Origin of the sequence: uncultured Cytophaga sp., assembly GCF_937863595.1 — a bacterium.
In the GTDB taxonomy this organism is placed as follows: Bacteria; Bacteroidota; Bacteroidia; order Cytophagales; family Cytophagaceae; genus Cytophaga.
Window position 1 is genome coordinate 1 of the sequence record NZ_CALMGQ010000033.1, and the last position, 15,321, is coordinate 15,321.

General features: G+C 33.5%; 12 protein-coding genes. 8 read left to right on the plus strand and 4 right to left on the minus strand.

Annotated elements, in window-relative coordinates:
• The 7 genes from Q0543_RS02490 to arfB all read left to right on the plus strand — a co-directional run.
• The coding region (locus Q0543_RS02490) for a T9SS type A sorting domain-containing protein (protein ID WP_299248646.1) at nucleotides 1–1,558 on the plus strand (1,558 nt) is incomplete at its 5' end.
• A gap of 199 nt (nucleotides 1,559–1,757) precedes the next feature.
• Nucleotides 1,758–3,173 (plus strand): MBOAT family O-acyltransferase, encoded by a 1,416-nt coding sequence (locus Q0543_RS02495; RefSeq protein ID WP_299248648.1) that lies wholly within the window; start codon nucleotides 1,758–1,760, stop codon nucleotides 3,171–3,173.
• Nucleotides 3,173–4,096 (plus strand): hypothetical protein, encoded by a 924-nt coding sequence (locus Q0543_RS02500; RefSeq protein WP_299248651.1) that lies wholly within the window; start codon nucleotides 3,173–3,175, stop codon nucleotides 4,094–4,096. Before Q0543_RS02495 ends, Q0543_RS02500 begins: the two co-directional genes overlap by 1 nt.
• 95 nt (nucleotides 4,097–4,191) lie before the next feature.
• Complete coding sequence (locus Q0543_RS02505; RefSeq protein ID WP_299248653.1) at nucleotides 4,192–4,662, plus strand: GNAT family N-acetyltransferase; 471 nt, start codon at nucleotides 4,192–4,194, stop codon at nucleotides 4,660–4,662.
• Between the two features lie 97 nt (nucleotides 4,663–4,759).
• Nucleotides 4,760–5,464, plus strand: coding sequence for a DNA repair protein RadC (gene radC / locus Q0543_RS02510; RefSeq protein ID WP_299248656.1), 705 nt, complete (start codon nucleotides 4,760–4,762; stop codon nucleotides 5,462–5,464).
• Nucleotides 5,445–6,086: a DUF1684 domain-containing protein gene (locus Q0543_RS02515; RefSeq protein ID WP_299248658.1), complete on the plus strand. Its 642-nt coding sequence runs from the start codon at nucleotides 5,445–5,447 to the stop codon at nucleotides 6,084–6,086. The genes radC and Q0543_RS02515 overlap by 20 nt, the downstream gene beginning before the upstream one ends.
• Before the next feature lie 2 nt (nucleotides 6,087–6,088).
• Nucleotides 6,089–6,532, plus strand: a complete 444-nt coding sequence (arfB, locus tag Q0543_RS02520) for an alternative ribosome rescue aminoacyl-tRNA hydrolase ArfB (RefSeq protein WP_299248660.1) — start codon at nucleotides 6,089–6,091, stop codon at nucleotides 6,530–6,532.
• A gap of 214 nt (nucleotides 6,533–6,746) precedes the next feature.
• Here the strand turns inward: arfB and Q0543_RS02525 are convergent, their stop codons facing one another.
• Entirely contained in the window at nucleotides 6,747–10,004 is a 3,258-nt protein-coding gene (locus Q0543_RS02525; RefSeq protein ID WP_299248662.1) for a two-component regulator propeller domain-containing protein, read from the minus strand.
• A 502-nt stretch (nucleotides 10,005–10,506) separates the two neighbouring features.
• Between Q0543_RS02525 and ilvC the strand changes: the two genes are divergently transcribed.
• A complete protein-coding gene (ilvC, locus tag Q0543_RS02530) occupies nucleotides 10,507–11,985 on the plus strand; it encodes a ketol-acid reductoisomerase (protein ID WP_299248664.1) in 1,479 nt (492 codons plus the stop codon).
• 170 nt (nucleotides 11,986–12,155) lie between these two features.
• On the opposite strand, the gene Q0543_RS02535 is transcribed toward ilvC, so the two are convergent.
• The 3 genes from Q0543_RS02535 to Q0543_RS02545 all read right to left on the minus strand — a co-directional run bounded on the left by Q0543_RS02535 (nucleotide 12,156) and on the right by Q0543_RS02545 (nucleotide 15,188).
• Nucleotides 12,156–12,647 carry a hypothetical protein gene (locus tag Q0543_RS02535; protein WP_299248666.1) on the minus strand — a complete coding sequence of 164 codons (492 nt, stop codon included), beginning with the start codon at nucleotides 12,645–12,647 and terminating at the stop codon, nucleotides 12,156–12,158.
• 56 nt (nucleotides 12,648–12,703) lie between these two features.
• Nucleotides 12,704–13,807 (minus strand): Fic family protein, encoded by a 1,104-nt coding sequence (locus Q0543_RS02540; protein ID WP_299248668.1) that lies wholly within the window; start codon nucleotides 13,805–13,807, stop codon nucleotides 12,704–12,706.
• A gap of 226 nt (nucleotides 13,808–14,033) precedes the next feature.
• Complete coding sequence (locus tag Q0543_RS02545; protein WP_299248670.1) at nucleotides 14,034–15,188, minus strand: acyltransferase; 1,155 nt, start codon at nucleotides 15,186–15,188, stop codon at nucleotides 14,034–14,036.
• Nucleotides 15,189–15,321: the final 133 nt, after the last annotated feature.

Below are 15,321 nucleotides of genomic sequence, written 5' to 3' on the forward strand. Positions count from 1 at the left end.
TTCGTATAAAGTAGCGGTAACTTCAACGGGATGCACAACAGCAGCAGTTTCAAATATTATTGCAATCACTGTTAACCCTGCCCCTACAGCAGTAATCACTTCACCAAGTACATCGTTTTGTGCAGGAGGTTCTGTTCTTCTATCTGCAAACATAGGTGCTGGATTAACGTATCAATGGTCAAATGCGACAGGCACTATCGCAAATGCAACAAATGCAACATACTCCGCTGCAAGCGCGGGAGCTTATAAAGTAGCGGTAACTTCAACGGGATGTACAACAGCTGCAATCTCTAACATCATTGCAATCTCTGTCAATACTGCTCCTACAGCAGCAATCACTTCACCAAGCACATCGTTTTGTGCAGGAGGTTCTGTTCTTCTATCTGCAAATACAGGTGCTGGATTAACGTATCAATGGTCAAACGCTTCGGGAAATATATCAACTGCTACAAATGCAACATATTCCGCTGTAAGCGCTGGCTCGTATAAAGTAGCGGTAACTTCAACGGGATGTACAACATCTGCAACCTCTAACATTATTGCAATCACTGTTAACCCTGCCCCTACAGCAGTAATCACTTCACCAAGCACATCGTTTTGTGCAGGAGGTTCTGTTCTTCTATCTGCAAATACAGGTGCTGGATTAACGTATCAATGGTCAAACGCTTCGGGAAATATATCAACTGCTACAAATGCAACATATTCCGCTGCAAGTGCTGGCTCGTATAAAGTAGCGGTAACTTCAACGGGATGCACAACAGCAGCGACTTCAAACGTTATTGCAATCACTGTGAATCCTGCTCCAACAGCAGTAATTACTTCCCCAAGCAATGCATTCTGTGCAGGTGGTTCCGTTCTTCTATCTGCTAACACAGGTGCAGGATTAACTTACCAATGGTCGAATGCGGCTGGTATAATCTCTGGTGCTACAAATGCAACATACTCCGCTGTAATTCCAGATTCGTATTTGGTAAAAGTGAGTAATGCAAATTGCAAAACAAGCTCCCTAGTAAAAGTCATTATAACGACTCCAAGCATAACGTGGTTCGAAGATACAGATGGAGATGGAATCGGTGACGCCTCATCAATAATTGCTTCGTGCACGCAACCAGCAGGATATGTATCTACAGCTGGAGATGCTTGTCCATCAGACCCATCAAAAATAGCAGCTGGTAATTGTGGCTGTGGAAAAACAGAATTAAGTTGCCAAGATTGTGCTGGTGTAGCAAATGGAAATGCCGTTTTAGATAATTGTAATATTTGTGTGGGTGGTACAACAGGAAATACAGCTTGTTTACCAACAGCAACTAGAAATGGGACAAGTACAAGTATTTCAGTTGCTCCTCAACCGTTCCTAACAACAACAACCATTACCTTAGAAAACAGCAATCGAATACAATCAGTTACTGTAATGAATGCTTCTGGAGCTTTGGTATTTCAACAAAACAACATCAATTCAGAAACGTTTATTGTTGGCGAATCATTGGCATCGGGTATGTTCTCTGTTATTTTACAAACGATAGATGGTACATTTATTACAAAAATTGTGAAGTATTAGTACCTCTGTAACACAACTTCAATACCACAGATTATAATTTAAAAATGCTGCTTGCTAATAAATAGTAAGCAGCATTTTATTTGATATAAAAATAACTGAAACTAGTTCGTCTTAAATGGCAATAAAAACCATTATATTAGTTCTCATAAAAGAAAGTAGCATTTGTTTCTCGATATTTACCGCTCGTTCTGTTCATTAAATGATTTTCAATTCTTTCACTTTTTTCTGTTTTTTTTTAATTGTATTTCCATCCTATTGGATAATCAATAACAATATATCTACAAATAGCAGGAACGTTTTTATAATACTAATAAGCTATGTGTTTTATGGCTGGGCAGAATGGAAGTTTCTAGGGTTAATTATAGTATCATCTACAATTAATTATCTAGCTGGATATTTATTATATTATTCAACCACTAAAATTCAACGGAAAAACATTCTTATTTCAACCATATTAATGAATATAGTAATATTGCTTATTTTTAAATATTTCAACTTTTTCATAAAGTCTTTTGTCGACTTAACGAACATTAACGGAAGTTTCGAAACAATAAAAATAATACTACCCATTGGGATTTCCTTTTATACATTCCAAGCTTTAAGCTATGTAGTAGATGCACATAAAGACAAATCAAATATTACACTAAATGTATTTTCATTTTTCGCTTTCATATCTTTTTTCCCTCAATTAGTCGCTGGCCCTATTGAAAAGTCAAAGCATTTAATTCCACAATTTGAAACAAAAAAAACATTCAACTATGCCTATTGTGTCCAAGGATTAAGATTGGTACTATGGGGATTATTCAAAAAAATAGTTATAGCAGATAATTTTGGTGTTTTATCGGATACAATTTTCAATACAGATTCAATTCTAAATGGTAGTTCTATTATTATAGGGTCTATATTTTTTGGTTTACAAATCTATTGTGATTTTTCTGGATATTCAGACATCGCAATAGGAATTGGGAGATTATTAGGATTTGACTTGATAAAAAATTTTCAAACACCATATTTTTCAAGTTCGTTTTTTGATTTTTGGAGAAGATGGCATATCTCCCTTTCATCTTGGTTTAAAGAATATGTATATATTCCATTGGGTGGAAATCGAAAATCTACATTAAGAAATCATTTTAATGTTTTCATTACATTTCTATTGTCTGGCATATGGCATGGATCCAATATTACATTCGCGATTTGGGGTACATGTCATGGAATCGTATTAATCATTGAAAAACAAATCAATATAAAAAAATACTCATTTATATATTCATTAATTGTTTTGCTTATTATCACAATCCTATGGATCCCATTTAGAGTAAATAATTGGTCAGATCTTAAAATAATATTTTCGACATTGTGTAATATAAAATCGTTTCATTTTAATAACATCACTGAAATTATTACTACTTATTCACCAGTAAGATTTATATCATTAATTTCAATTACGTTATTATTTTTCTCAATTGAAAAAAGTCTCAATTTAAAAGATTTCAATGAATGGATTTCACTAAAACATAAAACTATCAGAATTATGATTTATTACATTTTACTCCTTCTCATTTTTTTCTTAGGTAATTTCAGTGTTAAACCTAATTTTATATATTTTCAATTCTAATGAGAAAACTTTACATAAATTGGGCACTCTTCATTATTCCCATTTTAGCATTATTAACATTATTCCCTATAGACCAAAGAAGTAAATTTCGAGAATTGAGTAATGATTGTTTCCATCAAAGCTCATGGCTATATGATAGAATTGTACATAATAAAAAACCAGTAGATGTAGTGTTCATTGGGTCATCACACACACTAAACAGCATTAATGATGAATTAATAACTTCAAAATTAAAAAATTTAATTTGCACCAATATTGGGTACTGCAGGTTAGGAATAGACTTAAATTATAGTTTTGCAAAACTAATAATTCAACACAAAAAACCAAAACACATTGTTTTAGAGATTCGAGAATCAGAAGACAGATATAGCCATCCAACATTTCCTCATCTAGCAGAAAACAAAGACGTATTATTGCCAAGTATTTTTTTCAATAAAGATATCATTTCAAATATATGGACACATTACTCGTATAATCTTGAGGTTTCTCAGAGTAGAATATTTAAGAATACAACTATATCTCCATTCTGGGAAACCAATTTTGGATTTGCATCGCAAAACGATACGATTACAAAAGAAATAATTTCAAAATTAAAAATACAAGAAAAAGTAGAACCAAATAATATTTTTTCATTTGAAGAAAAATTCCACTTAACATTTCATCGATCTTATGTTAAAAAAATAGCAGAATTATGTAAACACAACAACATACAATTACATTTCTTATATATCCCTACTTATGGAAATATTGACAATATGCCAAATGATTATTTTAATTATTTAAAATATGGTGAAGTTATCTTACCGCCGAATTCAATATTTAAAAATAGCAATAATTGGCATGATGAAAGTCATTTAAATACTACTGGTGCTAACCAGTTATCATTATGGTTAAGTACTTATATGAGAACTTGGGTTAAATAGTAAAACAAACCTTACTACAAACGTTTTTTTTTAACATTTGTATATTTTTATTTCATTTGTATTGGTGTAATTTGATGCCAAACAAAATACATAATATGGCCATTACACTAAAACAAATAACATCCTATCAGCAAGCAGACTTGGAAGAATTATATAGTATGATTTTTCATTTTTATAAAGAATACGATTCACTACATTCTATTTCGAAAACATCCATTGGCGCTACCATAAAACAGTTGATTAAACATCCAGACAATGGCTCTATTCAATACGTATACAATGAGAAAAATGAAATTATTGGGTATACAATTCTTATAAAATATTGGAGCAATGAATACAAGGGGTATATACTGTTTATCGATGAATTATACATCAAACCAACAATGAGATCCCTGGGCTATGGACAAGCAACTTTAAAGCTTATTGAAAAAACATTCAGTAATGTAACAGCATTCGCACTAGAAGTTTCTCCCAAAAACAACAAAGCTCAAAACTTATATGAGAAACTGGGTTTCAAACTCAATAAAAATAAAACACTCCTAAAAACGAACCTTACTCATCCATAAAGATGAAGGAAATATGTTCACTTTATGGATGCACACACATCGCATACGTTACACTTTAGAATTTTCACTTTACACTTTTTCCCTGACCGCTAGTTTTATGGAACCCTACACACTCTTACCCAATCGCATCCTTTCTTGGGCCGAAGAAGACCGACCAAGAGAGAAACTACTTTTAAAAGGTATTGCCGCATTGAGCGATGCCGAATTGATTGCCATTTTATTAGGCTCTGGCACCACCAATATATCTGCCGTAGATCTTGCAAAACAAATCATGCAAGACAACAATAACAATTTACATACCCTTGCAAAACAAAGTGTTAAGGATCTACAAAAATTTAAAGGAATAGGCGAAGCAAAGGCAATTACACTTGTTAGTGCCTTAGAATTAGGCCGAAGAAGAAAATCTGCTGAGATTGAAATAAAACCCACAGTACGGTCTTCAGAAGACATTTTTGAATATATGCGCGGGGAATTAGCTGATTTACAGTATGAAGAATTCTGGATATTATTATTGAATAGAGCGAACCGAATTGAGAAAAAGATACGTATTAGTACAGGAGGTGTTTCGGGAACGGTAGCCGATCCCAAATTGATTTACAAATATGCATTGGAAAATCTAGCCTCATCTATTATCTTAGTACACAACCATCCATCAGGGAATAACAAACCAAGTGAATCGGATTGCATGCTAACGAAAAAATTATCTGAAGCGGGCAAGTTCTTAGAAACGCCTGTCTTAGATCATGTAATAATTTGTAATCATACCTGGTACAGCTTTGCAGATGAAGGAAAAATATTATAGCATAAAACGAAAACAAATATTACGCATCGTATTTGTTCTGGGCGCACTTATTATTGTTGCGAGTTTAATTCTATCGAGTATTAAGGTAGATTCTAAATCAGACATCAATACCAAGTACAGAGAACAAAAAGATGAAAATTTTAGAAAGTCGATTAAATCGCCCATCAAAGACAAAGAAGCCTTTACAGGTCTATCCTATTTTGATTATTCTGAAAAATATCGAGTAAATGCATTTATTACGTTTACAAATGATACACAATTAATAAGTATGCCACGCACAGACGGCAAACGCTCGTTCTATATACCTTTTGCAAAAGCAAGTTTTAAGATTAACGACACATTACAAACACTTATGATGTATCGCTTACCCGACGACATTCAAAATAAGCCTGTTCTGTTTATCCCCTTTACAGATGCATCAAATGAAAACGAAACCTACAAAGGTGGTCGATATTTAGATGTAGAATTAAAAAACAATAAGGCTATTGTGATTGATTTTAATTATGCTTACAATCCATTTTGCGTATACAATTACCAATACACGTGCCCAATACCACCTGCAGAAAATAAATTGGATGTGCCTATTTATGCAGGAGAAAAGAAATATACTCAAGCCCATTAATCATGATGTTTCCGCCCAGATATAGCAACCCCGATTATTGGAAAGAATCCGGCATTATTCAAGAAGCACGTTTTCAAATGTCATTATCTGGTGGCAGCGGCGGACAGAATGTAAACAAAGTCAGTACGAAAGCAGAGATATACTGGTCTCCCGAGAAGTCCACCGTAATCTCAGACGATGCACGTGCACGCATATTAGAAAAGATCCCAACGAAGATTGATAAAGACGGAGAGATTCGTGTAACCTGTGATACGAGTAGAAGTCAGCTGCAAAACAAAAAAACAGCGATTGATAAATTAGCAATTCTGATTGCATTTTGTTTTAAAGAGAATAAACCTCGCAAAGCATCGAAGCCTACGTTTTCTTCGGTGAATAAACGATTGGAAGGCAAGAAGATTCAGAAAGATTTGAAGGCGAATCGAAGGAAAGGCAATTATGATTTGTGAGTTATGAATCATTTCGATCCTTTACTCATGTATCAAGAATATCAAAGTGATATTAATTTATTGTATCGTTGCATCCAAGTTTTAGGTGAATGAATATTCAAATATCTATTCTAGTAAGTACTTGATTATACATAGGAACCAACCCTAACAATTAATCCTGCGAGATCCTGTTTAATTTTAAGAAACTCACTGATATATATATCAGTAACCAAAATTATAATTTTATAATCTTGGACCTGCCTACAACTCCTTGATTCTTGTCGTATATAATAATTTGATACATACCAGGAGCTTGGTCGCACAAGGTATTTATGGTTTCAGTCGGAGTGGTCATTTCCTTTTGTAAAATTATACTCCCCATTACATCAATTAATACAATTGAGACATCTGCATTTCCAGTATAATGTATTGTAAAATTGTTTTGTGTTGGATTGGGATATATAACGATATTATGTATTTCGTTCAACATTTTATCTTTTGTTGAAGTTACAACGATGCTTGGATATGATGTGACATAAACATTACTAACTTTATTTGTATATATGGGTGGATTAAAATCAAAATAAATTTCTGCAGAATTACTAACTGTTTCTTTTTCTTCAATTTCAGAAGATAACGGATTTATCACAAAACTCACAAAACCATTGCTTGCAGAATCGTTCATTGTTTGGTGTGGAAGATTGATGTTTTCAAATATAAAGCTTACCATATTCTTACCATATACTTTAAGCTTACATGCATGACTAGACCCAACTATGCTTAAACTTGTTAGATCAAGATTAGCATCAATCATATCTTTTATAACAACATTATAAGCAGTATCAGTACCTGTATTTTGGAAACGAATTGTATATTTTAATTGCGTCCCCATCAACACATAATTTTCATTACCAAATCCCTCTCTCACCTGTTTGTCGTTGGGATCAAACGAATTTGTAAGAATTTGGCGAAGTGTATCTTTAGCAATATGTAGATCATCAAACATCGAAGCGTAACTTAAGAGTGTATCACCTGCAAAATTAAAATCAGGCATCATCGCTGAAATATGAAACTGGCCTGTTTCATAAGGTTTCATTGAAAACGAGTTCCAAGTAATTACGTTTTTATCTATAGATGAGGGTGTGGGTGTGATATTTTTAATATCAACTAAGGTGTCTACTTTAAATTTCACCGTAACTGTTTGTTCTTGTATACTGAAGTTATAATAATCAATCCAATAATGAGAATCAAAACTCGTTCGTGAGCGTGATGCCATGATATCTATGCCATATTCTACGACATTTTCATCCTGTTCTATGCCAAAATAAATTGTATCCACTACATCATCTTGGCTATACGCAAATGACTTTATAGTATCTGTAGTTGCAATCCAATTCCGTGGTGTTCTATAAACAAAGGAATTTGTGCCTAAATTGGCATACGTTATAAATTGTCCATTCTTATCTGTTGCTACAAAATTATTGGGGGTTAATTGTATAATCTGATTACGGATTCCTTTTTCTCCTGTATCTTTAATTCCGTTATTATTAATATCATTAAATACATAACCGAACACTTTATTTTTTGTGGCTTTAGATCCAGGTCCATTATCATTGAATTTTACAATCGAATTTCCATCCAAACAAAGCCATTTATTCCCTTTTTGATCAATAGCCATTTCATAAATATTCGATGAGAAATCTAAGAAATCTTTAAAGATTTCCCATACTTCACCATCAAATTTATAAATAGCGTCGTATGCACAAACCCAAATTACATTTTCAGCATCCACTTTAATATCATTAATTCCAACAAATGCTGGAAAATTATATACAGTCCATTTTACACCATCAAAAAATTGAAGGCCTTGGGGTGATGAGCACCAGACATTGTTGTTTTTATCTATACATATATTTAATACATAATTTGAATACAGCTCAGTAGTACTGCCAGGGTTATAATAATACCATGTATTATCGGGGGATAAACGTGCAAGACCATTATCTGTCCCAATCCAAACATTGTCATTTTTGTCAATAGCCAAACTGCGAACACGGTTATGCGGCAATCCATCAGCTGTTGTATAAGATGTCCAATTATTCAAATCATAATGAGACAAACCATCATCAGAAGCAACCCAAACATGATCTGTAGAACTTATTTTTATTTCATTAACTGTACTACTTTTAAGAGGTGGGCCGTAGAAACCCCAAATGCTAGCTATAGAAGTATCGGCATCATTAAATTCCCATGCACCATATTGTCCAGCTAGCCACTTCTGATTTTTTGAATCGATAGCAAAATTGTAAGTACTTTCTAAAACACCATGATACCTATTATAATTTGACCAAGTAGAACCGTCATATTTTGATATGCCTAAGTAATGTCCGATCCATACATTATCTTGTTTATCTATTTGTATTGAAAATGCATTGGTTGCTTCATAACCATCCGTCACAGTCCTTTTAACAAATGCATCTGAATATTCAACAATACCATAATCTGTACCGAGCCATTTAGTACCAGTATCATCAATTTGAATGGATTGGATTTTATTAAATGTATATGTATTAGAAACAATATCTGGAAAAATCTTTGACTCCCAAACATCATTTTTCAATGTATACAATCCATAATTTGAACCCGCCCAAACAACATTCTCCGAATCAATATTTATACTATAAATCATAAAGGGGCCGTAAACAATTTGATTTATCGGCCATGATTTTTTCCATTGTGTTCCATCAAAAGAAACAAGTCCAAAATCAGTCGCCACCCAAAATGTATTTGCATCTTGTATTATTTGATTTATACGATTAGCTCTTAAAGAGCTTGACTCGTTTTTAAATATATCAATATAATGCGTCCAATTTAAACCATCAAATTTATATAAGCCGTCCGATTGTGTTCCGACCCACATGTTGTCCTGCAAATCCTTATAGATTGTACTAATCTCATTCGTTCCAATTGGTGAAGTATTATTGAAAAAATCGTAGGTATACTGAACCACTAAGCTGTCTTTATTAACTATTGATAAGCCTTGGTATTGGGTTCCGACCCAAAAATTTCCATCACCATCCATTTCAATACATGAAGGCCCTATTATATTTAGGTACTTTTCAATTGCATGGGTCGAATCTCTCTTAATCGTATTTGTTGCATAATTATATTTAGCAACAATCATTTTAGAACTTTCCTGTCCATTCATAAGTAACAAAATCGTATCTCCATCAATTTCATAAAAATCTTCAACCTGAAAAATAAAATCATTTAACGATGAAGTCGTTTTCCAGACATTATTGTAGTTAGATGATATACCACCGTCGGTAATTAAAAACAAACTTCCGCTTTTAGTTTGATGCAAAGATTTTATATTATTCCCTTTAAAAGTATTTGTTGCAGTATTATAAAGTGTATAGTTTGTGAATTCTTGCGCCAAAATTAATTGACATAGCAACAATGCCAATAATAAAAATAAGAAAGTCTTTTTCATAAATCTAATTCAATAAATTACCAAAAAACGTTAGATTAATTCCAACGTTAAATTATTGCCAAAGATACAAAATTGAATTGGTACGATACTTTTAAAATCTTACAAACAAATTAATCGCCGTTGGAAAATAAACCTTATTTTTTACACGATGAATATAAGTAAAGGTGTAAACCTCATATAGATGTACAAGATATATATAATCTATACAGTAATAATTCATAACTATCGATCATACTTGTCGCATGCCAACCCTTTGGTAATGGTATACTCATCCTATCGGCATACTTAAACCATGCCTCATGGTACATGAACCAATAATAATACACATGTAGATTTGTATATTTATTATTGACTATCTGACACTTACGATTTATCCACTAAAAACAAATATAAACAAACCATAAATTGTACCTAAAAAAGAACAAAACAACCATGTTTTTAAAGGAATTTTATGCAATTTTGATTTCTCAACTTGTAATTACATAAACAGATACATAATCAAATGGCAAATTATTTCAACACACTTTCTCTTAGAGACAAGCTAGATCAATTAGGTGTTTGCGAATTCATGGATAGAAGTGAATTCTCTGACGGTGTTACTGCGTTAAAAGGTAAAAAAATTGTAATCGTAGGTTGTGGTGCACAAGGCTTGAACCAAGGCTTAAACCTTCGTGATTCAGGATTGGATGTTTCGTACACATTACGTAAAGAAGCAATCGATTCTAAAAGACAATCATTTTTGAATGCTTCTGAAAATGGTTTCAAAGTTGGTACGTACGAAGAATTAATTCCTACGGCTGATTTAGTAATCAACTTAACTCCAGATAAACAACACACGGCTGTTGTAACTGCTGTTATGCCATTAATGAAAAAAGGTTCTACATTATCGTATTCTCACGGTTTCAACATCGTTGAAGAAGGTATGCAGATTCGTAAGGACATCACAGTAATCATGGTTGCTCCTAAGTCTCCAGGTTCTGAAGTTCGCGAAGAATATAAAAGAGGTTTCGGCGTTCCTACATTAATCGCTGTTCACCCTGAAAATGATCCAGAAGGAAAAGGTTGGGCATATGCAATGGCATACTGCGTAGGTACAGGTGGCGATAGAGCTGGTGTATTGAAATCTTCTTTCGTTGCTGAAGTGAAGTCTGATTTAATGGGTGAGCAAACAATCCTTTGTGGTTTGTTGCAAACGGGTTCTATCCTTTGCTTCGACAAAATGGTTGAAAAAGGTATTGATAAAGGATATGCTTCTAAATTGATCCAGTACGGATGGGAAGTTATCACAGAATCATTGAAACATGGTGGCATCAGCGGTATGATGGATCGTCTATCAAACCCTGCTAAAATCAAGGCGTTCCAAGTATCTGAAGAATTAAAAGATATCATGCGTCCATTGTTCCAAAAGCATCAAGATGATATTATGAGCGGAGAATTTTCTCGCATCATGATGGAAGATTGGGCTGCTGGCGATAAAAACTTATTGACATGGAGAGCTGCAACAGGCGAAACGGCGTTTGAAAAAACTCCAGCTGGTGATGTTAAAATCTCTGAACAAGAATATTATGACAACGGTTTGTTGATGGTTGCTATGGTTCGTGCGGGTGTTGAATTGGCATTCGAAACAATGACTGAATCAGGTATCATTGATGAATCTGCATACTACGAATCATTACACGAAACGCCACTTATCGCGAATACAATCGCTCGTAAGAAATTATTCGAAATGAACCGTGTAATTTCTGATACTGCTGAGTACGGTTGTTATTTATTCGATCACGCGTGTAAGCCTTTATTGGCGAACTTCATGAAAACGGTAGAAACTGACATTATTGGTAAACCATACAACGCTGGTAAAGACAACGGTGTTGACAACCAAATGTTAATCGCGGTTAACGAAGTATTGCGTTCGCACCCAATTGAATTGGTTGGTGCTGAATTGCGTGAAGCAATGACTGAAATGAAAGCAATTGTTGCTTAATTTGAATGGACTAATTAGAAGTTTAGTATAAATAGAAAATGGCCGACAGTGCAATGCTGATCGGCCATTTTTTTTGTTTTTATTAAAGTGATGGGCACCAGTCACCGCTTATCGCTAAAGACTGGAGCTTGGTTGAATTAGGATTTGTTAGATTAGAGAATTTAGAATCGTCACTTAAAATATTCTTGTAACATATTTTTTTCTGAATGATACCATTTGCCTTTGTATGGGCCAAATGAAATACCATTTGTATCTATACTATCTTTACTTCCGTCCATTCTAGTAAAAATAATTCGCCCTTTATGTACAAACTTAAGTGGCCCATCTACTTCAACCTGCTTCAGCCGTTTAATAAATTCTTCTTTATTTTCTATATGCATGGTATCCGTCTCCTTCCATTGAACAATTTCAATATCATCAATTGTTTCCTGTCCAAGATCATTGGCAAGATTATCCTCTTCTGAAGGTTTCATTCTCAATACATAAACTAAGCTTACAATTCCAATTGCTGCCAATACAAATCCAGCTAGAATTTGTATTACCCAAAATCTAATTTTCGTAAATGGATTCTCTTTCCGATTACTAATTTTAAATACTATTAGTATTAGAAAAAACAAAACTATATTGGGAGAGGCTAGTAAAAAATTAAGACTATAAATCATAGAAACATTCTATTTCGTTTTAATTGAAAATCATTAATATTCTTTTACTGACCGTTTTAATACTTCACCACATACCCCGTACTTCTCCCGCCCGCTTCTTCTTTCGCTAACACATCTTTGGCCATCAAATCTTGTATATCACGCAGGGCAGTATCTTGAGAGCACTTTGCTATCTTCGCCCATTTTGTAGTCGTTAATTTTCCATCAAACTGATTGAAGAGTTTATTCAACATCATTTTTTGTCGCTCGTTGAAAACCGTGTCGCTATGTTTCTTCCAAAATGTGGCTTTAGACAATACTTCAGAAAGCATCGCATCCGTTGCGAGCAATGCATGTTTTAAACAGTTTAGAAACCACTCAAGCCAGTCAGTTATATCTAAACTACCTTGCTGCGTTTTTTCTAAGACATCATAATAGCCTTTACGTTCCACACGTATTTGAGCAGACATACTATAAAACCGCTGTGGACTTCCATCGGAGCGTGCCAACAACATATCGGTTACTGCACGGGCAATGCGACCATTTCCATCGTCAAACGGGTGTACGGTTACAAACCAAAGATGCGCTACCGCAGCTTTCAATACAGGGTCTAAGGAATGCTCTTTATTAAACCAATCTATAAACTGTTTCATTTCGGCTTTTAGGATTTTGGCAGCAGGCGCTTCAAAATGCACCCGTTCTTTTCCCATAGCACCTGACACGACTTGCATCGGCCCAGTTGAATCTGTACGCCACTGCCCTACTTCTATAGTATACATAGTGTTTTTACTTTTTGGATATAGTGATGTATGCCAAGCAAACAGACGAGCAGTATTCAGAGGCTTTTGATACTGCTGTGTAGCATCCAACAACATTTCTACCACACCATCTACATTTCTATCAGAAGGAACCAACCCAACGATATCCATACCGAGTTTACGAGCTATAGAAGAACGCACTTGTTCGGGTTGTAATACTTCACCTTCTATCTCACTAGATTTTAATACATCCATTGTAAGAGTAGATAAGGTTGCTTCATCGCGCAAATCAAAACCTATTGCTTCCATCCTACCCAATAATCGACCTTGCATGTGACGCACCTCTGCGAGCAAACCAAGCAAACGCTCGTTATCCCATGCAAATAAAGGCCAATTTGTTTTTTGATAGATATACCCTCTCATTATTCTCCGCATATTATGCATCTAATATATGGGTTAATCTCCGCATATACAAGAATAATATACGCAATATATGCGGATATTAAGAAGATTATTCTCCGCATAAAACTAGCGACCACAATGTCTTTGATTATCGACTGAATAATCCAAAGACTAAATCATAGCAAATTTAAGTTTTGACTATATAAGAAAGATTATTGCTTCAAATAAAAATAACTGAAACTGTATTTTATTTTAATATTGAAAATTTATGTTTCAAACGAATAAAATAGGACTCATAATAATCATAACTTATTTTACTGACTATAAATGTCAATACAATGGCTAATACTCCCCATATAAATGTATTTATAAAATTAACCATTGGAATATTAAACACTCTAGAACATACATCTGAAAAGGTTAAACATATTGGATGCAACAAATAAATGCTATAGGTATATTTACCCCAATATGTCCCTAACTTGAAATTTTTAAGATTTAAAAAAGTATTTGAAGTTGTCATTGCTTGCGCTGTTATAATAAGTGCAATGGAGAATGAAATAAATACCCTACCTATTGCTAGCCCATATTTAAAGTCAAACAATTCTTGATTATAAAAAATCAAGCCAAAAAAAAGAACAAAAAATAAACAATGAGTACGTGTGGAAATATTTTTAAAAAATTCTTCAGCTTGTTTTTTTTGTGTAACAAGAAAAGCAAAAAGTCCACCAATCCCTAAATCTAATAATACGGACAAGGTATGAAAGTATAAAATATCTTTATTTTCATAATTTTGCATTCTAAAAAGTATTGAAATTGCGATTACAGACAGTATGCTAAACAACCACATTTTTTTAGGTAAAAAAGCGAATATAAGCGGCCAAAATAAATAAAATTGTTCTTCGATTGACACAGACCAATTAATCGCTTGAGAAGTAGGAATAGCATCAATATTTGTCTGTTTCATATGGATCAAATCAAAATTACTCAAAAACACCATGTGATACATAATATTTGCAAACCCTTCTCCTTTTATTCCAATAAATGATTTAGCTAAGGGGTATGCTACAAATGCGAAAATAATTACCGCAAAATAAAGTGGCCAAATTCTTAAGATTCTTCTCATATAAAAATTACCTAAAGAAATTTTAGATTTAGTTTCTCTTTCAACAATTAACAAATAGGTAATTAGAAAACCACTTAAAACAAAGAATATCGAAACTCCTAAACCACCATTGCTTACTAAATTTAAGAAGGTTGTAACAACTGAATATTCTATAGGAATGAAAACATATGATTCACTTAATGCATGGGAAAATAAAACCATTAATGCAGCAATAAAACGAATGGAATCTAAATTCTCAAAATAGACATGTTGTTTTAACTCGATATACTTTGACATGTGCTACGTATTGAATGGTTATAAAAACGTTAATATTATGAATATATGCTAGTTGATCAAAATGATACTAAACTAAAAACTTTTTAACAGTCGAGCCCTATAAACATATTTCGAGGATATTTACTGTTCTACG